Source organism: Shewanella goraebulensis, from assembly GCF_030252245.1.
Classification (GTDB): domain Bacteria; phylum Pseudomonadota; class Gammaproteobacteria; order Enterobacterales; family Shewanellaceae; genus Shewanella; species Shewanella goraebulensis.
Genome location: NZ_CP126972.1, coordinates 2,898,172 through 2,917,880 on the forward strand (window position 1 = coordinate 2,898,172; position 19,709 = coordinate 2,917,880).

Genomic DNA, 19,709 nt, shown 5'->3' on the forward strand with positions numbered 1-19,709 from the left:
ACTGGCTGTATTCTTGCAGTACCTAGCAGCAAATGAACTCATTTTCATAACAATATTTCATAACAATAATAAATATTTTTTAAGGATAATAAATGAAGCACTTCGAAGCGAACTTTGATGGACTTGTCGGACCAACCCACAATTATGCAGGTTTATCTTTTGGTAATGTAGCCTCATATAGCAACGCTGCGCAAGCTTCAAATCCAAAGTCTGCCGCGAAGCAAGGACTGAAAAAAGCAAAAGCACTTGCTGACTTAGGTATGATTCAAGGAGTATTAGCCCCTCAAGAACGTCCTGACCTTCACTCTCTTCGCCGTATGGGTTTTGCAGGTTCTGACGCTGAAGTACTAAACCAAGCCGCTAAGCATGCTCCTGCTTTATTAAATGCCTGTTGCAGTGCATCATCAATGTGGACTGCAAATGCGGCCACAGTCTCACCGAGTGCTGATACTCGCGATGGAAAAGTGCATTTCACACCAGCAAACTTGGTCGATAAGCTGCACCGCAGCATTGAGCCGTTAACGACAGGTAATATTCTAAAAGCGACATTTAAAGATGAGCGTTTTTTTAAGCATCATCTGCATTTACCTGAACACGCAAGTTTTGGTGATGAAGGCGCAGCCAATCACACTCGCCTTTGCCAAGATTACGGCCACTCAGGTGTAGAGCTATTTGTTTACGGACAAGAAGCAACTAATCCGAATGCAGTTAAACCGACTAAATACCCAGCTAGGCAAACATTAGAAGCGTCACAAGCTGTTGCTCGCTTGCATCAACTAGATGAAGAAAGCAGCGTCTTTATGCAGCAAAACCCAAGCGTGATTGATCAAGGTGTATTTCATAACGATGTGATTTCAGTTGGTAACCAAAATGTATTGTTCTATCACGAACAAGCTTTTTTAAATACTGAAGCCAAATTTGAAGAAATCCGCAGCAAGATGAACACCGATGTGCACTTTATTAAAGTCGCAACGGATCAAGTTTCAATTAACGATGCTGTTAAGAGTTATTTATTTAATACTCAGATTATTACCCTACCAAACGGCGAAATGGCGATTATTGCACCTACTAACTGTCAAGAGAACCCAGCGGTATTTGCTTACCTCAATGAGCTGGTGACTTTAGGTACGCCTATTAAACAAGTACAGTATTATGATGTGAAACAAAGTATGCAAAATGGCGGCGGCCCTGCTTGTTTGCGCCTGCGGGTTGCAATGAGTGAATTAGAAATATCAGCCGTTAATCAAAACACATTAATGAATGATGCATTATTTAATCGACTAAATGTCTGGGTAGATAAACATTACCGCGACAGTTTAGAAGTAAAGGACTTAGCTGACCCACAATTAATAATTGAATCACGCACCGCGTTAGATGAATTAACCCAGATTTTAAAATTGGGCAGTGTTTATCAATTCCAAAAGTAAATAATACTTCTTTTAATAAGCATAAAAAATGCCGCTCAATGAGCGGCATTTTTATATCTAACTATTGTCAGTTATAGAATGTTAATTCCGATAGCTATTACTTCAGTAAGCACTCCATTAGGAGTTTCAGTAGTTACAGAGAACACTCCTGAATTTGGCTCATCTTCACCTTTAAGTGAAACCGCAAAGTTGCGACCACCATTATGGTTAGAACTAGGCCATGTAATCGTAGAAGTACTAGTCACTGACCCTGCTGAAGCTTTAAACGTTACTGTAGTGCCTGCTGGTAATTGCTGGTTATGCAAATCAGATAATGTGAAATAAACAGTTGCAGCTCCTTTGCCCGTTATCACTATCGGACTATTTCCGTCATGTACACCATCATCAACAATTAATATTTCTGAAGGTAGTGTCGCCACGGCAGTGCTTCCTGACATGACAATAACAATACTACGTCTCACGAAAAGAGATTTAGAATCACTCACTCCATCGGCACATCCTGCGTGAACAGGATCTGAACAAAGCACACCATTATATAAACCATCTGCTTTGTCAAAAACGGTATTGACGTTGAAATCAATCAATTCTTCTAATGAGCCACCATCAAGACCTTTTAAAGCATCATCAGCTTGAGGGTTGAAAACTGTATCTTCATTGTAATCATTAAACGCATCATCTAGATCAAATTTCTCACCAGTGACATCCGTACCAGTTAAAAACTCATTCATTTCATCGGCATCAAAGCGACCATTACCATTTAAATCTGGGAATGATTCTTCACCAATAGCAGTGGCTGTAATAGTTGCTCGACCGCCATACGGTTGTCCATAGTAGTTACCGTAAACAATATTATCAGCTAAACAAGTAGGATCTTCCGATTTATCAGACAGCTTATAGCACTTTTGACTTTGAACTGGGCTTAAGATTTGGTTGCCTAAAGCATCATAAAAGCTTTTGCCTTCGGGGCGTGGAAGTTGTGAAGTCCATTTAACTGAACAAACGCCATTAACCGTTTGACATGCATCTTCAATAGAGCCACCTTCCGTTGTAAATGAAACCGTAGTTCCATCAGGCACAGGGTTATTAAAAGCATCAGCCATACGAGCAGTGACTTCGACTTCAGTTCCTTCTCTATTCCAGCCTTCAGCGTTATATATAGTTGAAGATAGGGAAAAACTGTCTTGATCAGGAATACCTGTAGAAACTACTAATTGACTAGATTGACTTGAAATAACAGGAGATGACCCCTGAATAGTACCTGTAACTCGAACAGATGTTGCGACTGTACCTGTTGTCACAACAGTTTGAACAATACCTTCATTATTGGTGGTAGCAGTAATTGGATCGATTGAAATGCCACCGACAACAGTATTTAACGAAAAATCTACAGCTTGGTTAGCTACGACATTACTATTTTTATCAAGAACTTGAAACTTCACCACTGATGATTCAATACCACCGGTACCTAAAATTCCAATATTTTCAGGCTCAGCTGATACAAACACAATACTGCCAATATCAGACTGTAAAACATTGATAGTTGCAACAGCTGATAAACTGATACCACCCGCATTTGCAGTTACATTAATCTGATCTTCCCCAACACAACCTTGTGCTAGATAAGTAGATGTGGCAACGCCGTTTGAAGATGAAACTGGAGAACTTAATTGAGCCTGTGCAGGAACCTTTGTCGCACAAGTCGATGAAAAATTCACATCAATAGGTTGTGTGAATGGATTACCTTCCTCATCTTGTATAAGAACAGTAACTGTTGCTGTGCCACCTGCAGATAAATCAGAAGTGCTGACTTCAGCTACTCCCTCAGTAAAAGGAGAACCGCTTCCCATCACAACATTTGTTGCTCCGACAACAACAATCGCTTCGCCTTTCTCACCGGTAGAAAGTGATGCGGTAACTGTTCCTGCCCCTAAAGAGCTACCTGCATAAATATCTACAGATGCTTGATTCTCACCATTTGTTACCGCTGAAGTTATTGGCAAGTCACCAATTTCAGAACTAAACGAAACAATCGTTGGCTTGCTGATACCAGTTACTGTAGCAACTAAAACACCTGGAACAAGTGTACTAATCGTTTCAACTTCTTCACCAGCAGCATTATATAACTTGAGACTTACTTGGGATCCACCGCCCGCTTCACCACCATCGCCAAGCATAGTAAATGCAACAGTACCAGCTTCACCAGATGCGATACTGGCGGTCACAGAACCTGAGCCTGCAATTTCAGCTGAAAAGAGGTTAATAGTTGCAACGCCTTCTGAATTGGTTACAGCTGTTGCAGTTGAAACATCAAAAGAACCTAATTCTTGATTGCTCAACTCAAAGGTAACTAACTCACCAGAGACTGCGCCATTTATTGAACTTTTAACCGTAGCGGTTAATAGTGCTCCGGTAGTTGCATCTACTACTTCATCGGATGCGACTGAAGAAACCAGTTCAACTGTAAAAGTTTCAGTCGGAGTCGTTCCCCCACCACCGTCATCTGAAATGCTTCCTCCACCACTACAAGCGAAAAGAAAAATTGAACTCAAAAGCGCTAAAAATAGTCTTTGTGCTGACCTCATTGTCAGTCTCCCTGTTACATTAAAATCGTACTTAAGATTTATAATAGTTACTTATATCGTGATATTACACAAAAATCTGGTAACTTTTTTGTTACTCTACTGTTTTATTCGGCATTTTTCCTTAAAAACTTTAACTTTTACACCGTTTCATAAGATTTATTTTCCTGCTAGGCTTTAAAAGATAAATATAAAAATCATTAAAAATCGATGATTGAGATTGGAAGGAAGTAGTTTTGAATAAAAATAGTAAGCTTGGTTTAACAAGCAAAATCCTCATAGGTATGGGTGCGGGTATTCTTCTCGGATTAATTCTGAGAAACGTATTTCCAGAAAGCCTTTTTGTAAAAGACTATATAACCGAAGGCATTTTACATGTTGTCGGAACAATATTTATTTCAAGTTTGAAAATGTTAGTTGTACCACTCGTGTTTGTATCACTGGTTTGTGGTACAAGTTCATTGAGCGATCCTTCTAAATTAGGGCGACTAGGCGGTAAAACCATTGCCTTTTATATGTTCACCACTGCAATTGCACTCACCGTTGCAATCACACTCGCTATTATCGTTCATCCTGGTAATGCGTCACTTGCCACTTCAGCAATGGAATTCAGTGCCAAAGATGCACCAAGCCTTTCTGAAGTAGTGATTAACATTGTGCCGACTAACCCAATTGAAGCTATGAGCCAAGGCAACATGCTGCAAATTATCATTTTTGCAGTCATCTTTGGTTTTGCCATTTCTCATATTGGTGAACGCGGCGCTCGTGTATCCGCGCTATTTAATGACTTAAACGAAGTCATCATGCGTGTAGTAACGCTAGTAATGCAACTTGCACCATACGGTGTCTTTGCTCTAATGGCTAAGTTAAGCTTAACTCTTGGACTAGAAACCTTAGGCAGTGTGGTTCAATACTTCTTCTTAGTCATTTTCGTGTTGCTCGTACAGGCATTGGTGGTTTACCCAACACTGTTGAAAACATTTACAGGCCTTAGTCCGTTCATGTTCTTGCGCAAGATGCGTGATGTTCAGCTATTTGCTTTCAGCACCGCGAGTTCAAATGCGACGTTACCTGTAACGATTGAAACATGTGAACACCGTTTAGGTGCTGACAATAAAGTCGCTTCATTTACTCTGCCTTTAGGTGCAACCATCAACATGGATGGCACTGCTATCATGCAAGGTGTTGCAACGGTATTTATTGCCCAAGTATTTGGTATTGAATTAGGTCTTATGGATTATGCCTTAGTGGTTGTAACCGCAACCTTAGCCTCTATCGGTACCGCTGGTGTTCCTGGTGTTGGTCTAATCATGCTTGCCATGGTACTTAACCAAGTTGGTCTTCCTGTTGAAGGTATTGCACTAATTATTGGTGTAGACCGTCTATTAGATATGATCCGTACAGCAGTAAACGTCACCGGTGACTCAGTAGCTACTGTCGTGATTGCTAAATCTGAAGGCGAGTTCAACGAAGAAATCTTTAATAACTCTCAAGCAGGTAAAGTTGGCTCAAGCTTTGAAGACCAAGTTAAAAATGCTTAGTTAATAATTTGTATTTTATGCGAATAAAAAGGCGCCTTGATGGCGCCTTTTTTATTTATGAGATAACCTAACGTTTCTTATTTTATACATCGCTAATATCAATTCTCTTATTTCAGTATCTTTATAACCTAACACTTCGGAATTAAAATGGACTTTACCTTACTTTCAACACTCGCCGTAATACATTGCTTGGCACTTATAAGTCCAGGCCCAGATTTTGCCATTATTGTAAAAACATCTACCCAGCAAAGTCGCCAGACTGCGTTGATGTGCGCTGCGGGCATTAGCGCCTCTATATTAATCCACAGTTTACTGTCGCTTTTGGGTATCAGCATTATGATAAAGCAATCTGAGCTGGCATACTTTACGGTACAAATTATTGGGGTGAGTTACCTTGCGTGGATGGGATTTGGGGCCTTAGCCTCTGCAGTAAAATCTTTTCAAAATAAATCGGAGCCTTCTGAAGTACTGCAAACACGTTCTGCTAAAGCTAATATTAGTTTCGATGCTATAACGCCTGCTAAAGGCTTTAAAATCGGTTTATATACTAATTTACTCAATCCTAAAGCGCTGATTTTCTTTATTACTATATTCACAGTACTGGTGACACCTGAAGTTACTGCATCAACCAAAATAGCTTCGGCCAGCTTATTGTTTATTTTATCGCTAATTTGGTTTTGCTTTTTAGCCTTAATACTGACTAAACCAGCAATACAAAATAAAATGAGTAAAGGAAGCAATATCATCGATGCAATAACAGGAGTGATATTCATCGGGGTGGCACTCACCATATTACTAAGTCTGATACAGCAACTGCTTGTCTCATAAGTCAATTACTATTACAGTCAGTTAAGGTTAAGCATTATTACTTTATTATCTACCTATAGCAGGTAGTTAACTGGTGAGTTAGAAAAGTTAACTAGACAATATTTAATAAGCTTTAAAATCATATTTCTAATTTTATAGCGATAACACCAAAGAGTATTTTATGAGAATTTTGGTAATAGAAGACGACCCTATCTTATCCCATCACTTGAATGTGCAATTATCTGATTTAGGTAATCAAGTTCAGGTTGCCTTAACAGCAAAAGAAGGGTTTTATCAGGCTACGAACTACCCTATTGATATCGCTATAGTCGATCTAGGCTTACCCGATAAAGACGGTATGAGCCTCATCTCAGACATACGTAATGCTGGCGTCAAAGCGCCGATTTTAATTTTAACCGCCCGGGTAAATTGGCAAGATAAAGTAGAAGGCTTAAATGCTGGAGCCGATGATTACTTAGTGAAACCTTTTCAAAAAGAAGAGCTAGTAGCAAGATTAGATGCATTAGTAAGGCGAAGCGCAGGCTTTGTAAAACCCACCATCAGTAGTGGCACACTGCAACTGGATTTAGCAGCCAAACAAGTGAGCCTAAATGATGAGAACATGGAAGTGACTGCTTTTGAATATCTCATTTTGGAATATTTGATGCGTCATTGCCACGAAGTCGTTGCTAAACAACGTTTACTGGACGTAGTTTATGGAGATAAAGAAGGCGATCCGAATACCATTGAGGTTATGGTCAGCCGTATTCGTAAGAAACTCAGCAAAGGTGGGATTGAAAACCCTATCGCCACTATTCGCGGCCAAGGATATAAATTTAATCTCCCATGCAGTTAAGATTTAAGCTCAAAAAGCGTCTGTTAACACGGATGTTCATTACCTCACTTTCTATCATTGCATTGGTGGGGTTTGGGCTTGCTTGGTCAGTGACCATCCTTCATGCCCAGAATAGTTATAATAAGGAAACTTCGCAGCTCATCGCAGAAATGCCACAAATCGCTGCCGAACTAAGAGAATACGATCTCATCCCAGCAGACAATGGTTGGCTTAAAGAAAATAACAAACAAAAACGCTATATGATGGCGAGTTGTACCCAGACCTTTGATGAAGTGTGGATTTCTACATTAGCCATAGACAGCGGTTTGGATAACATTTGTCAGCGCTTTGAATCAATAGCAGACACAAACCCGCCATATTACCTCACGATGTCAGATGAAAAGTCCTACTTTGCTTATATGCTGCCAGTTGAACTTAATCAAACTCAGTACAACATGGTAGTCCTCAAAGATGCTAATTCTGTTGAGGGAGAATTTATTCGCTTCAAAAAACTTACTTATCTGCGTCTCGCTGTGGTTATGCTTCTCGCAGTAGTATTACTTGTCAGTGCGGCATACTGGGGAATGCGCCCGATGGCAAGATTGAAAAGCGAATTGCAGGCGATTGGAGATGGTAAAAAAAAGGCGCTTTCGGACGGTTATCCTCATGAACTTGAAGGTGTCACTCAAGCATTAAACCAATTATTGTCGCAATCTAGTGATCAGCAAGAACGCTATCAAAATGCGATGAATGATTTAGCGCATAGCCTCAAAACACGATTAGCTGCAGTACACGCTATTACTGACGACAACTCACTGACTAAAACCGATGCGAGCGAGAAAATTATGCAGCAAGTGGGTCAGATGGATCAGCTGGTTAAATATCAATTAAAACGCGCTTTAGTCGGCAGACAAGGTTTAGTACACGAACAAACACCTGTAAAACCTATGATTGATCAATTATCGCAAATGCTGTTTAAAATTTACCGTGAAAAAGATATAAGATTTACCGTTAATGTTGAGCCAGAAGTGAGCTTCCCGATTAATAAAGGCGACTTAATGGAGCTTTGTGGCAACTTGATGGAAAACGGGTTTAGGCTCTCGATTAGCGAAGTCATCGTTACTGCCAGTATTGATCAAGACGGCAATGCAGTACTCATTGTTGAAGATGATGGCCCGGGTGTTGAAGATGCTTTAAAAGAGCGCATCATTCAGCGCGGCGTGCGCGCTGATACCCAATCACCAGGACAAGGGATTGGACTTGCAGTGTGTAACGAAATTGTCAGCAGCTACCATGGACTACTTTCTATTACAGAAAGCCATTTACAAGGCGCAAAATTTACTATCAAAATTCCGCCTCAATAATCATTGTTTAAATCACGAACTAAATGACTAAATATGTACTAACAATTTAACTTCACTAAATAATTAGCACCAATAGCAAGTAATAAAACGGGGCGAAATGCCTCGATTTTATCTAATTGGCGCATATAAGTTTTCAGCCTTGTTAAACATAATCCATGACGTAGCAATGTACTTATCACCACTAATCGGTGTATTGCCTTTATGGGTATGAGTAAAGCCTGCCGGCGCTATGACCATAGTGCCTTTTTTTGGAGAAACTGATTTATTTTGATAATAGAATTCTGTCTCTCCACCTTCTTGTACATCATTCAGATAAAACATATATAACAGCACTCGATGCAGCGCTTCATGAGAGCCTGTTTGAGGGAAATGTTCTGAATGCCAGTGAGGATATCCGCCAACATCTTGAATATACTTCTGAAGATTCACCACGCCGCTACGATACAAATACTTAGTTAATGCTTCAGCTCTTGGCTCACCAAGAGAAGAAAAATTATCAGGATTGAGGGTGACTGGTTTACCTTGCTCATCGGCTACTGAAACTGAAACTGCTCCCATTAATGCCATGGGATACTTTTTGAAATAACTTGCGGTGTGCTTTAATGTATTCTGTAATAGCTCATTCTTAAGCGAAATCATATCTTCATGATTATCCAAGGTTAAATCAAAGCTTCTCTTTTTCGTCCTATCTACGCCTTGGCCTGTTTTTCCTTCCATAACGCCTTCATGTTTCTCGAAAGCCATTATTAGCCTCTCACACAAATCATCAGGTAATGCATTCGGGATGACTTCAATAAAATCCATATTAAATCAGCACTTTTTAATAATGTAGTGATAATATGCTGCCATGGAATTGATAAATTGGCAAAAATACTCGCTTATCACTTGCTATTCAAATAATAAAAAATGCTTTAGGTATTTGCTTTAACCTATGAAAAAATCTGTAAAAGTATCAATAAATCAAATTCAAGTGGGTAACTTTATTCGCTTACCTGTCTCGTGGAAAGATCACCCATTTCTGTTTAGTAGCTTTAAAGTAAAAACAGAGTCTCAAATAGAATTAATCAAAAGCCTCGGCATTGAGCACGTTTATTTCGACAAAGAACGTAGTGATAGCCCATTAATAGATAAAGCACATATCACGCAGAAATCAGTACTCGTTCAAGATGAAGGCCTAGATAAATTAAAACTCGAAATGGATCAATACAAACAGGATCAAATCGAGTACCAGAATAAACTGCGCCGAAGCATCAAGAAAACTGAACAACAATTTGAACGGTCTTTAGCAATGATGCGCTCAACAGTATCTAAGTTAGGAAGTCGGCCACTTAACTCCGTTAATGATGCTAAAGATATGATTAGTACCATGACGAGTATGTTGCTAAATTCAGATGATTTAGTACTGCATCTAATGAGCGACGCAAAACCTGACGATCTCATTTATCATCACTCAATGAATGTATCAGTGATGTGTATGATGCTAGCTAAAAGCCTTGAATGGAGCCGAGAAGATATTGAGCTAGTTGGATTAGGTGCATTATTTCATGATGTCGGAAAACTTAAAATTCCAAGCAATATCTTAAAAAAACAAGTCCCGCTTACCAAGCCTGAACAAAACTTAATTAAGCAGCACCCGCTGATGAGTCTTAATTTCCTGAAATTAGCAGATACATTTCCGGAGCAAGCAAAACCTATGATTGCTAATCATCACGAATTCCTTGATGGCTCAGGTTACCCAAAAGGTTTAAAAGCAGATGAATTAGATAAATTCAGTCAGTTAATAACTGTGGTAAATGAATACGATGATTTGTGTAATGGTACTAAAATTTCCAAAGCCAAAACACCCTACGCTTCACTGGGTATAATTTACAAAAATTATAAGCACAAACTTAACACCGAATACGTTGGGAAATTAATTAAAACTATTGGTATTTACCCCCCTGGTAGTGTCATTGAATTGTCCAGTGGACAGTTTGGCTTGGTCATGTCAGTTAACCTAAATAAGATATTGTTCCCTCAGATTATGCTTTATGATCCTTTAGTTCCCAAAGACCAAGCGCCAATTATTGATTTAGAACGAGAAGAAATCAGTATCGTGCGTTGCTTACCCACATCAGCTTTGCCTGACAATATTTTTAAATATTTAAACCCAAGGGAACGCATCAGCTACGGCGTTGGACAAGCTTAGTAGTCTTAGCCAGAAACATTAATTCTTTAGGCCTGTTGATTTTTCGAGGGCGTTGTTACAGTGAAGGGGGTAAACTAAAAGCACTTTACTTACTGTTGAGCGAATTTAGCTTAGATTACTTGGAGGTAACCCTCTAGCCTCAATTAAAACGCTTTTATCTCGAACAAAACTTAATCAGTAAAGTTCAACATGCCCTAATGCAAAAACCATTAATAACAGAGTTATTAATGGTTTTTGTAAACATGGTTACGCTTAATTAAATAACGTTTATCTAAAACGATTATAACCAACCTTTCCGCTTAAAGAATAAGTAGGTGCCACCGGCACTGGCAAGCATCAAACCAATCGCCATTGGATAACCAAAACGCCAATCTAATTCTGGCATATTGGCAAAGTTCATCCCGTAACTACTGGCGATAACTGTTGGTGGTAAAAATACCACGGCAGCAACCGAGAAGATTTTAATGATTTTTGTTTGCTGGATGCCACTGAAGCCCATCGCGGCATCCAATAAGAAATTTAATTTATCGAAAATAAATTGGCTATGTGGCATTAACGATTCAATATCCGATAGCATTTCACGTAAGTCTTTAATGTTCTCTTCAGATAAATGATCACGATAATAACGTTGAATGTAACGCAATGAACGTTGTGTATCGAGCAAACTTAAACGAATTTTGCCATTTGAGTCTTCTTGCAGCGTGATCATTTTAAAGACTTCATCGAGCTCTTCATCATCAAACACTTTCTGGCTAACATCATCGAGAACTGAATACACATCTTCAATTAAATCAGAAAGGTAATCTACTTTAAGATGAAATAGCTCTAACATCAGTCCTTGTGGTGTTGTTGCATCTAATCGTCCTAAACGTAAATAGTTACGCAGCAAACGGATCAAGCCCACGTCATCTTCGCGAATCGTCAGTAAAAAATCTTTTCGCAAGTTGAACGAGACGTTAATCGCACGAACATCAGAGCCAACACGTTGCGGGAAAAGAGAGTTAATGTGCAACCCATCTTTGCTCTGAAAAAAACGTGCTGAAGCTTCAATTTCATTAATGTCTTCCTCTTCGGGTACTTCCTCTACCGAAAACCGACTTAACCACTCACGCTCATCGTCATTGGGTTTGAACATGTCTAACCATAATGTTTGTTCGGGTATACTGTCTTGAACATTCAGTTCATGAACAGTTAACTTGCGATTGTGATAAACATAGGCAGTAATCATGATTCCCCCAGAGTGGTCACTTTAAGGTGTCCACCTTCAATTAACTTTATACAACTGGCATAAATTTTTGGGCTAGTGTACTAAAATAATTTGATAATAAAATGTTTAAATGTAATTACGAGCAAATAAGCTCACAAATGTGCCCAAAACGTTTAATACATATAATAAATGCAAAAAAAAGCGCCCAAACGGACGCTTTAATTGAAATATGCCGCTTTATTCACCTTTCAGACGTCGGTCTAATTGATCTTTTAAGTTAGCTGGTACACCTTTAATTAATAAGGTGTCAGAAATAGGATCGTAGATAACGCGCTCACCTAAGTGACCACCATCAAAACTCAATGTTACTCCGCCACCCGTGCCCGAAAACTTCTTCAATGTGCGTAAACTAGCTTTATCAGCAGGAAACTCTTCATCTAGCTCGTAAGTGCCACCACACGCAAAATCATAAAATGAGTCCATGCCAGAGTCAGCTAATTCGTCAGCCAAATCTTTCACTTCAATATCTGCGCCTTCATCAGCACGTTCACTACAGTAATCAAATACTTTGTCACGGCACTGCTGACGCTCATCTTTAGTCAACTCGCTGCTAGCAACAAAGTCTTCTACAGCGTGCATTAAGGTTTTGTTTTGCGCTTTGGTATTCACGCCTTCTACGCAACCCATAAAGTCTAAAAAGAAATCGGCTACCTTGCGTCCAGCACGACCTCTAACAAACGAGATATATTTGCGAGATTCTTTATCAGCTTGCCACTCTGTTAAGTCGATACGAGCTGCTAATTGAACATTGGTTAAGTCCAAATGATTATTCTGCGATAGCTCCATGTCATCAAGTACCGTCATTGACGGTTTAGCATTCAGCAAAGCCACAAATAAATAATCACTTGTCATGCTGGTATAACAAGACATCAATAAAAATCCGCCTTGGCTGAAGTCGTATTTAGCGAGTTCTTCTTGTAGCAACTTACTGGCAGCACTACTGAACTCAACAAAACCTAACTCGCCACTACGATATTCATTTAATGCGTTAGAAAAAGCAGGGTTTGCTTCGCCATCTTCCCCATGAGTCCCAAAAAAGCCAAAACCTTTACCCGCTTTTCCAGTATAAGTTTGGTGTAATTCTTCCAACATAGACTCTACTGCATTGCTGTTTAATAGCGGCTGGGGTCTAAGACGACAACTTAACTGTCCCTGACTGTCTTGGGAAATTTCGTGGATAATTGCTTGTTCGATATTGATGCTCATAAGCCCTAACTGATCTCTATTGATGAAAGCGAAATAGCGTTCGATATCATAACAGACCGAGTTAAAAAGTCTCAAAAAATCTTATCGAAAACGTGCAATAACAAATCAAATAAACTTGAGAATTGTCAGCTGAACCTTCAGAGAAGAATGTGGCATAAAATCAGGATAAACAGCTAAATATTGTTGTATTTTTAGTCTTTAGAAACTTGCAGCAACCGCGCATTAAATCCGATATAATAGCCGGCTAATTCATTACTTTTTGAACTTTTCTGATTATGGCTATCCAATCTAAATATACCAACACTCAAGTTGAAGCATTAATAACTGAGCTTTTAGCAGTACTAAACAAGCATCAGGCACCAACTGATTTAAGCCTGATGGTATTAGGCAACTGTGTATCACACTTACTTGAAAACAAAGTACCGAGTGAATCTCGTCAAGCTGTTGCTGAACAATTCGCAAAAGCGTTAGCACAATCAGTAAAAGCTGACTAAGACGTACTAAAGTCATTTAAATTGTTCAAAGGTATGCTATTTTTATATTTTACTTTTGACACAATTATTTTGATTCCAGATAGGATTAGGAAAACGATACCGCATGGTTGAGCGCAAAAAACAAATGACTCGTGACAAAGTGTCGCGTCTTGTTAACTGGGGCCACTGGTTTGCCTTCTTTAATGGTTTTTTAGCCATGATAGTAGGCGCTCGCTATTTAAGCAGTGTCGGTTACCCTGAAACCATTATTGGCTGGGGCTACCTTGCAATCAGCACGATTGGTCACTTCAGTTTTTTAGCCTTTATTGTTTACGTCGTATTTCTTTTTCCTGTCACACTGCTGCTGCCCTACTCAAAAATATTGCGTGGCTATGCAGCGCTAGTGGCCACGTTAGGTCTATGTATCTTACTGTATGACACCATTGTTTATGATGATTACGGTATTCACTTAAGTCCATTTGCGTTTGACCTTGCTTGGACAGATCTTAATGCCCTTCTTAAAAGCACATCCTACATAGCGACACCGACAGCGATTATTTTAATCGAGCTAACTGCAGCTAACTTTATTTGGAAAAGAATAGAGAAATTAGAGAAGAAGCAGCTCGGTAATAAAGCGATTGCTTTCGTGGGTATTTGTTTTATCAGCAGTCATTTGGTTCACATTTGGGCTGATGCATCTGATGTTACTCAAATTACCCGTTTTGATGATACCTATCCGCTGTCTTACCCTGCAACAGCCCGATCTTTCATGGAAAGTCATGGTATTGAAGGCACAAACAGTGATGACAACAGTTATCAAACCAAAGCAAGAAAACTAAGTTACCCAGTTGCGCCACTTGAATGCAAAGCGCCAGCTGAATTACAAGAACAAGCCAATGTGCTTATCATCACTGTTGATGGTTTAAGAGCAGATATGGTCAACGAACTCACCATGCCTTTTTTAACTCAGTACCAAGCTGACAATAAGCAGTTTTCTGAGCATTACAGTGGCGGCAACCAATTCAAAACAGGCATGTTTGCTTTATTTTATGGCTTACAAGGTAACTATGGTGATAGAAAAGAGTTTTATCACACTGCGCCTATTATGACTGACGCATTGACGAAAGCAGGTTATCAACAAGCTATTTTTCTGTCAGAAGAAAACCAACGTGTGTTCGAGGGGCGTTCAATATTTGATGGCCTAACTATTTTTACCAATCATAGTGAAACAAGCAGCGCACAAACCGACATGAAAAATGTACAACAGTTTGTTGACTGGAGTGCAGAACAACAATCACATTGGTTCTCGCTGGTTAACCTATCTGCACCGAAACATTACGATACCCCAATTGGCTTTTTAGGTATTGAAACAGTTAAGCCACATATCGATTTAAAGCCTGCGCAAAGGGTCCTTTATAATCAATACCGTCAGTCACTTTACTTCATTGATCAGCAGTTACAGAAAATTGTAAGTGCACTTAGTGATGATACCGTTGTGATGATTACCGGTACCCATGGTCAGGTGTTTAATAGTAATACTTCTGAAGTTAATCAAAACCTCTCACCGGGTAACGTTCAAGTGCCTTTTGTTATGCATTGGCCGAAAGCGGGTGCTGATAATGTGACCTATCGTACAAGCCATTATGGCATTGTACCTACTGTGATGAGCCACATACTTCATTGTGACAATCCAATCACAGATTACAGCTCAGGTTACAGCTTATTGCAGCCGAGCGAGCAAAGCTGGGTCTATATTGGTGACAGCCGCACATTTGCTATTTACCAAAGTGAAGAAATAACCGTACTGGACCGTCATGGTAAATATCGTATTTATGATATTGATTATCAAAAAAGGCTCAAACACAAATTAAGTGCGCCAGAACTGATTCAAGTGATGCGTGAAGGAAGAAGGCTTTATAATCAGTAATACTGCATAAACGTATAAAATACAATCGATTGATGGTGTTTTTTAGTAAAGCTATTGCCTGAAAAATACCTTATTGATAGTCTATGCAGCATAAGATTTTAATCGGGATATGGCCTAGTCCGGTAAGGCGCTTGTCTGGGGGACAAGAGATCACAGGTTCAAATCCTGTTATCCCGACCAATTCTTATCAATGATTTAAACTTTTTGTTCAGCTTGTGGCAACCTCTCTAGCCAAAAAACAGCATGGCTCAATACTCTGTAAATTTACTAATCGACTTTACCTTTCGACTTCTACTATTCAAGTAGCGATTTCAATATTGGCTAACCAACGCAAATACATATTGCCATTTTTGACCTCTGTCACTTAATACAATGCTCGAATGTAGACTTCTGTGAGTGATGTAATAGAACAATCACATTCTAATAAGCTATATTGCTGGATTCAAAATGCATGATGACAGCTGATTAGTGAGGAACGTGGCAATGTGGTGGCGAATTATTCTAATTTCTTTGGCTTATTTACTTTTAGGTGCCCACTTTTTACGATTCGGCCAAATGCCACTGGCGATAACTTGCGTGATGCTTCCCCTTCTACTATTGCTTAAAAGTAACCTGATTACTCGAATCATCCAGCTAGGGTTAGTTGTTGCGACAGTTATGGTTTGGGGAATATCTACATACCAGTATATTGACCTCAGAATGACAATGCATGAACCGTGGTACTTATTGGCAATAATCATGGGCAGTGTTATTAGCTTCAGTTTATTCGCAAGTTACTGCATCAATGGCCTGATACATCCACCTAGAGATAAAAATTGCTTATTTAGATAATCAGATCATGGTGAACAAAATCAGATACAAAAAAGCCGAGTTTAACTCGGCTTTTTTGTATCTATTTCATAAGAGTTAAACTCTAAGCATTGCTCAACTTATCCCTAGAAAAGCATTCACAATACTGAAGTAAATCATCAAACCTGATATATCAACAATAGATGCGAGTAACGGACTAACAAGTACTGCAGGATCTAGTTTACAGGCCCTTGCAATAATAGGTAATACGCCGCCTAAAGTGGTTGATATTGTTATTTGAATAAACAACGCAACAGCTATCGCACAGGCAATGAGTTCTAAATCAAAGCCACCAGTAGACATACCATCACTAAAAAGCATCACCCTTGCCACAATAACCAGTGCGATCACCAAACCAATGACTAACGCAACTCTGCTTTCTTTCCACAATACTGACAACCACTGGCGCTTCTTAAGCTCTCCAGTGGCCAAAGCTCTAATCACTAAAGTTGCGGCCTGAGCTCCAGTGTTACCGCCAGCGGCAGCAATCACAGGCATATAAATAGCCAATAACATTAATTGACTGAGAGTATCTTCATAACTTGCAATAATTAAACCTGAAACAATGCCTAACAAAGCCAGACCAATAATCCAGCCTATTCTTTGTTGCACATGTGCAAACACCCCGGTATTTAAATAACCTTTATGGGGCTCAACTTCTGAAAGAATTATGCCTAGCTGATGTGCATAATGTCTCGCTCTAACATCTTCACCAATAATATCTAATTCAGCGATTAACTTTTGGACATGAATAACTGAACACTCACCAAGAATATTGACTGCATCCTCAATAGGCATTGAGGTTAATAATGCTACTTGTTCATTTTGAGTGTAGTGAGTAAATTCTATATGGGTTGGGCTGGTGTCTTCATTCGTTTCTAGAATTGAATCGTAAGCTAAAGCTTTATTTATAAGCTTCATGGAATATCTCTCTATCTTGCAAAGCTTAACCGACCATTTTTAAAGCGGCAGGTCTTATTCATCAGCCACCTTCAAATAAGTGTGCTAATCATTTTCTAAATACAAAAGTATTGTGAAATTAAGTAGAGAATTGGGAGAAAAATAAAAACTAACTAGTGAAATGCAATCTCAGCCACTGCAGGGCTAGACATTCATTGACAGAACGACTGTAGGTTATTTTTCTCCCTTTCTACTAGGGGGATAATCGGTCGTTTTCATTGTCGTTTCCAAATAAGACTGGTTATTCCAGTGCCGCGCAATATATCAAAGGCCTACGGCTTTGGACAAGAAGATTAATGCAGGAAAAAGTGAAAATAACAAAACTATGACACAAATTTAAAGTCGGCAAACAGAAGCGCTTTAGCCAAGCCTTTATTGATAACAAAAGATAAATTAACGTATCAGCGCAAGTAAAAACGAACTCCATATGACTCTATTATCAAGATTTAACAGCTACTTTAATTTAAACAACCATTGCTTGATGGTCTTTCTTCTGTACCAAAGTAATAAAACGAACACACCAATATAAATGCTCGGTTCAATAATTTCTGACTTTACCGACCAATAAAAATGAATTGGCGCTAACAATGCCATGACATAAACCCAATTATGTAATGACTGCCAACCTTTACCCATCTTACGTTTTATTGCCTGAAAAGAAGTTAATGCTAAAAAGGTAGCAATAATAAAGCAGGCAGCGCCAACTAAAATATACGGCCGTTTAATTATCTCTTCAAATAGAAAGCCCCAAGCAAACAGCAAATCCAAACTAATAAATGCGGCGATATGTAAACTCGCGTATGCAAATACATATAAACCCACTAACCTTCTTGTTTGCAGTAATAGCCCTTGCCTAAACCGTTTAGCAATTGGTGATATAAGCAGTGTTACCACTAAGGCGTTAATCGCACCCATGCCTGTATAATGGATAATATACTGCACCGGATCGCCGCCAGCATTATCGGTTAACACCATTACGACTAAGTAAATTATTGGGGTTAAAAAGCTTAAATGTAATAAACCTTTTAACCAAAATAAACCTCTAGGTGTCAGACGCTTCAATAGTACTTCCTTAAATCTAAATTTTTATATAAATCTGCCACTTGTTCGCCATAGCCATTAAACATTTGTGTCGGGATACGTTTTGCAGAAAATAACCCGCCCTCACCGATGCTGCGCTCTGATGCCTGTGACCACCTTGGGTGATCCACCTGTGGATTTACATTGGCATAAAAACCGTATTCATGTGGCGCTAATTGATTCCAACTGGTTGGCGGTTGCTTGTCCGTCACGCGGATTCTGACTACAGACTTGATGCTTTTAAAACCGTATTTCCACGGTAAAACCAGTCTAACTGGCGCCCCATTCTGAGGTGGTAAGGTTTTACCATAAAGGCCAACTGCTAAAAATGGTAATTCATTCATTGCCTCATTAATCGTCAATCCTTCGACATAGGGGTAATGAATGCCGCCGCCCATTAAACGATTCTTTTGCCCAGGCATTTGGTCTGGATCAAACAAGGTTTCAAAAGCAACATGAGTGGCTTTACTCGACACACCAGCCATTTTTAACAGCTCAGCTAATGAAAAACCAACCCAAGGCACAACCATCGACCATGCTTCAACACAGCGCAATCGATAAATACGTTCTTCAAGATCGAACTTAGTGGTTAAGTCATTCAAATCTAAGGTTAAAGATTTATCAACTAAACCTTCAATTCTTAGTTCCCAGGGGTTAACTTGAAACTGCTGGGCGTTTTCAAACGGATCTTGTTTGCTGGTGCCAAATTCATAAAAATTATTATGACGAATTATTTTATCTTCTGGAGTTAAACGATCAACTATTTGAAACTGGTTAGGCTTGCTGTAATCAAGACCCTGCACGGCAAAAGGAGGCTTATCTTCGCTGCCAAATAAATCAAACAGCCCAGCTTGAACTTGGCCAGGTAAGCTTGCACCCAAGGCGCCAAGTCCCATTGCTTTAATAATATTACGTCTGTCACTAAACACACTTTCTGGAGTGACTTCATTTTCTTTAAGTGACCAAGAAGGCGTATTGCTAATTCCTTTCGTAAAGCCTTTTTTTGACGCCATAAATCACCCCTTGTCGTTCAATTAGAACCAGATTAACTATCTTCGATAAACTATAAGACAGTTTAATACGAATATTAATTTCAAAAAGTTTATATTATTTATCCTTTTGAGTTTATTAATTAAGCGCTTAAGTATGAAATAGCCTGCAACTCCCTTGCGCCATCATTAACGGCATGAGAATCTTAAGCATCAT

At 39.2% G+C, this 19,709-nt stretch carries 15 protein-coding genes and 1 tRNA gene; 9 read left to right on the top strand and 7 right to left on the bottom strand.

Annotated elements, in window-relative coordinates; translation table 11 throughout:
• Window positions 1-92: 92 nt before the first annotated feature.
• On the top strand, window positions 93-1,427 hold the full coding sequence (gene astB / locus QPX86_RS12205; protein WP_285162854.1) for an N-succinylarginine dihydrolase: 1,335 nt from the start codon (window positions 93-95) through the stop codon (window positions 1,425-1,427).
• A gap of 71 nt (window positions 1,428-1,498) precedes the next feature.
• On the opposite strand, the gene QPX86_RS12210 is transcribed toward astB, so the two are convergent.
• Window positions 1,499-4,009: an Ig-like domain-containing protein gene (locus tag QPX86_RS12210; RefSeq protein WP_285162855.1), complete on the bottom strand. Its 2,511-nt coding sequence runs from the start codon at window positions 4,007-4,009 to the stop codon at window positions 1,499-1,501.
• A gap of 233 nt (window positions 4,010-4,242) precedes the next feature.
• Between QPX86_RS12210 and QPX86_RS12215 the strand changes: the two genes are divergently transcribed.
• From QPX86_RS12215 to QPX86_RS12230, 4 genes are all read left to right on the top strand, one after another.
• Window positions 4,243-5,547, top strand: coding sequence for a dicarboxylate/amino acid:cation symporter (locus QPX86_RS12215; RefSeq protein ID WP_220755007.1), 1,305 nt, complete (start codon window positions 4,243-4,245; stop codon window positions 5,545-5,547).
• 147 nt (window positions 5,548-5,694) lie between these two features.
• A complete protein-coding gene (locus QPX86_RS12220) occupies window positions 5,695-6,375 on the top strand; it encodes a LysE family transporter (protein ID WP_285162856.1) in 681 nt (226 codons plus the stop codon).
• Window positions 6,376-6,535: 160 nt separating this feature from the next.
• Window positions 6,536-7,210 carry a response regulator gene (locus QPX86_RS12225; protein WP_220754878.1) on the top strand — a complete coding sequence of 225 codons (675 nt, stop codon included), beginning with the start codon at window positions 6,536-6,538 and terminating at the stop codon, window positions 7,208-7,210.
• Window positions 7,201-8,553 carry an ATP-binding protein gene (locus QPX86_RS12230; RefSeq protein WP_285162857.1) on the top strand — a complete coding sequence of 451 codons (1,353 nt, stop codon included), beginning with the start codon at window positions 7,201-7,203 and terminating at the stop codon, window positions 8,551-8,553. The genes QPX86_RS12225 and QPX86_RS12230 overlap by 10 nt, the downstream gene beginning before the upstream one ends.
• A 108-nt stretch (window positions 8,554-8,661) precedes the next feature.
• Here QPX86_RS12230 and QPX86_RS12235 read toward each other — a convergent pair whose 3' ends face one another.
• Window positions 8,662-9,357 carry a 2OG-Fe(II) oxygenase gene (locus QPX86_RS12235; RefSeq protein WP_220754876.1) on the bottom strand — a complete coding sequence of 232 codons (696 nt, stop codon included), beginning with the start codon at window positions 9,355-9,357 and terminating at the stop codon, window positions 8,662-8,664.
• A gap of 127 nt (window positions 9,358-9,484) precedes the next feature.
• Between QPX86_RS12235 and QPX86_RS12240 the strand changes: the two genes are divergently transcribed.
• Window positions 9,485-10,741: an HD-GYP domain-containing protein gene (locus tag QPX86_RS12240; RefSeq protein WP_285162858.1), complete on the top strand. Its 1,257-nt coding sequence runs from the start codon at window positions 9,485-9,487 to the stop codon at window positions 10,739-10,741.
• Between the two features lie 280 nt (window positions 10,742-11,021).
• Here QPX86_RS12240 and corA read toward each other — a convergent pair whose 3' ends face one another.
• The gene (gene corA, locus QPX86_RS12245; RefSeq protein ID WP_220754874.1) at window positions 11,022-11,969 is read right to left on the bottom strand and encodes a magnesium/cobalt transporter CorA; all 948 of its coding nucleotides are present in this window, start codon (window positions 11,967-11,969) and stop codon (window positions 11,022-11,024) included.
• A gap of 216 nt (window positions 11,970-12,185) precedes the next feature.
• Entirely contained in the window at window positions 12,186-13,214 is a 1,029-nt protein-coding gene (gene yejK, locus QPX86_RS12250; RefSeq protein WP_102528343.1) for a nucleoid-associated protein YejK, read from the bottom strand.
• A 275-nt stretch (window positions 13,215-13,489) separates the two neighbouring features.
• On the opposite strand from yejK, the gene QPX86_RS12255 reads away from it, so the two are divergent.
• The 3 genes from QPX86_RS12255 (at window position 13,490) to QPX86_RS12265 (ending at window position 15,794) form a co-directional block, all read left to right on the top strand.
• Complete coding sequence (locus QPX86_RS12255) at window positions 13,490-13,708, top strand: YejL family protein (RefSeq protein WP_102528342.1); 219 nt, start codon at window positions 13,490-13,492, stop codon at window positions 13,706-13,708.
• Between the two features lie 103 nt (window positions 13,709-13,811).
• Complete coding sequence (locus QPX86_RS12260) at window positions 13,812-15,614, top strand: DUF3413 domain-containing protein (RefSeq protein WP_285162859.1); 1,803 nt, start codon at window positions 13,812-13,814, stop codon at window positions 15,612-15,614.
• A 103-nt stretch (window positions 15,615-15,717) separates the two neighbouring features.
• Window positions 15,718-15,794: transfer RNA gene (locus QPX86_RS12265), tRNA-Pro, on the top strand.
• 744 nt (window positions 15,795-16,538) lie between these two features.
• Here the strand turns inward: QPX86_RS12265 and QPX86_RS12270 are convergent.
• From QPX86_RS12270 to msrP, 3 genes are all read right to left on the bottom strand, one after another.
• The gene (locus QPX86_RS12270; protein WP_285162860.1) at window positions 16,539-17,384 is read right to left on the bottom strand and encodes a magnesium transporter; all 846 of its coding nucleotides are present in this window, start codon (window positions 17,382-17,384) and stop codon (window positions 16,539-16,541) included.
• Window positions 17,385-17,876: 492 nt separating this feature from the next.
• Window positions 17,877-18,485: a protein-methionine-sulfoxide reductase heme-binding subunit MsrQ gene (msrQ, locus tag QPX86_RS12275; RefSeq protein ID WP_220754871.1), complete on the bottom strand. Its 609-nt coding sequence runs from the start codon at window positions 18,483-18,485 to the stop codon at window positions 17,877-17,879.
• Window positions 18,482-19,516 carry a protein-methionine-sulfoxide reductase catalytic subunit MsrP gene (msrP, locus tag QPX86_RS12280; protein WP_285162861.1) on the bottom strand — a complete coding sequence of 345 codons (1,035 nt, stop codon included), beginning with the start codon at window positions 19,514-19,516 and terminating at the stop codon, window positions 18,482-18,484. The genes msrQ and msrP overlap by 4 nt, the downstream gene beginning before the upstream one ends.
• Window positions 19,517-19,709: the final 193 nt, after the last annotated feature.

What these genes read in the sequence shown, in the direction of transcription:
- msrP (WP_285162861.1), bottom strand. Translation starts at nt 19,516, where the DNA reads ATGGCGTCAAAAAAAGGCTTTACGAAAGGAATTAGCAATACGCCTTCT.
- QPX86_RS12225 (WP_220754878.1), top strand. Translation starts at nt 6,536, where the DNA reads ATGAGAATTTTGGTAATAGAAGACGACCCTATCTTATCCCATCACTTG.
- corA (WP_220754874.1), bottom strand. Translation starts at nt 11,969, where the DNA reads ATGATTACTGCCTATGTTTATCACAATCGCAAGTTAACTGTTCATGAA.
- QPX86_RS12235 (WP_220754876.1), bottom strand. Translation starts at nt 9,357, where the DNA reads ATGGATTTTATTGAAGTCATCCCGAATGCATTACCTGATGATTTGTGT.
- astB (WP_285162854.1), top strand. Translation starts at nt 93, where the DNA reads ATGAAGCACTTCGAAGCGAACTTTGATGGACTTGTCGGACCAACCCAC.
- QPX86_RS12220 (WP_285162856.1), top strand. Translation starts at nt 5,695, where the DNA reads ATGGACTTTACCTTACTTTCAACACTCGCCGTAATACATTGCTTGGCA.
- QPX86_RS12255 (WP_102528342.1), top strand. Translation starts at nt 13,490, where the DNA reads ATGGCTATCCAATCTAAATATACCAACACTCAAGTTGAAGCATTAATA.
- yejK (WP_102528343.1), bottom strand. Translation starts at nt 13,214, where the DNA reads ATGAGCATCAATATCGAACAAGCAATTATCCACGAAATTTCCCAAGAC.
- QPX86_RS12260 (WP_285162859.1), top strand. Translation starts at nt 13,812, where the DNA reads ATGGTTGAGCGCAAAAAACAAATGACTCGTGACAAAGTGTCGCGTCTT.
- QPX86_RS12210 (WP_285162855.1), bottom strand. Translation starts at nt 4,009, where the DNA reads ATGAGGTCAGCACAAAGACTATTTTTAGCGCTTTTGAGTTCAATTTTT.
- QPX86_RS12230 (WP_285162857.1), top strand. Translation starts at nt 7,201, where the DNA reads ATGCAGTTAAGATTTAAGCTCAAAAAGCGTCTGTTAACACGGATGTTC.
- QPX86_RS12270 (WP_285162860.1), bottom strand. Translation starts at nt 17,384, where the DNA reads ATGAAGCTTATAAATAAAGCTTTAGCTTACGATTCAATTCTAGAAACG.
- QPX86_RS12240 (WP_285162858.1), top strand. Translation starts at nt 9,485, where the DNA reads ATGAAAAAATCTGTAAAAGTATCAATAAATCAAATTCAAGTGGGTAAC.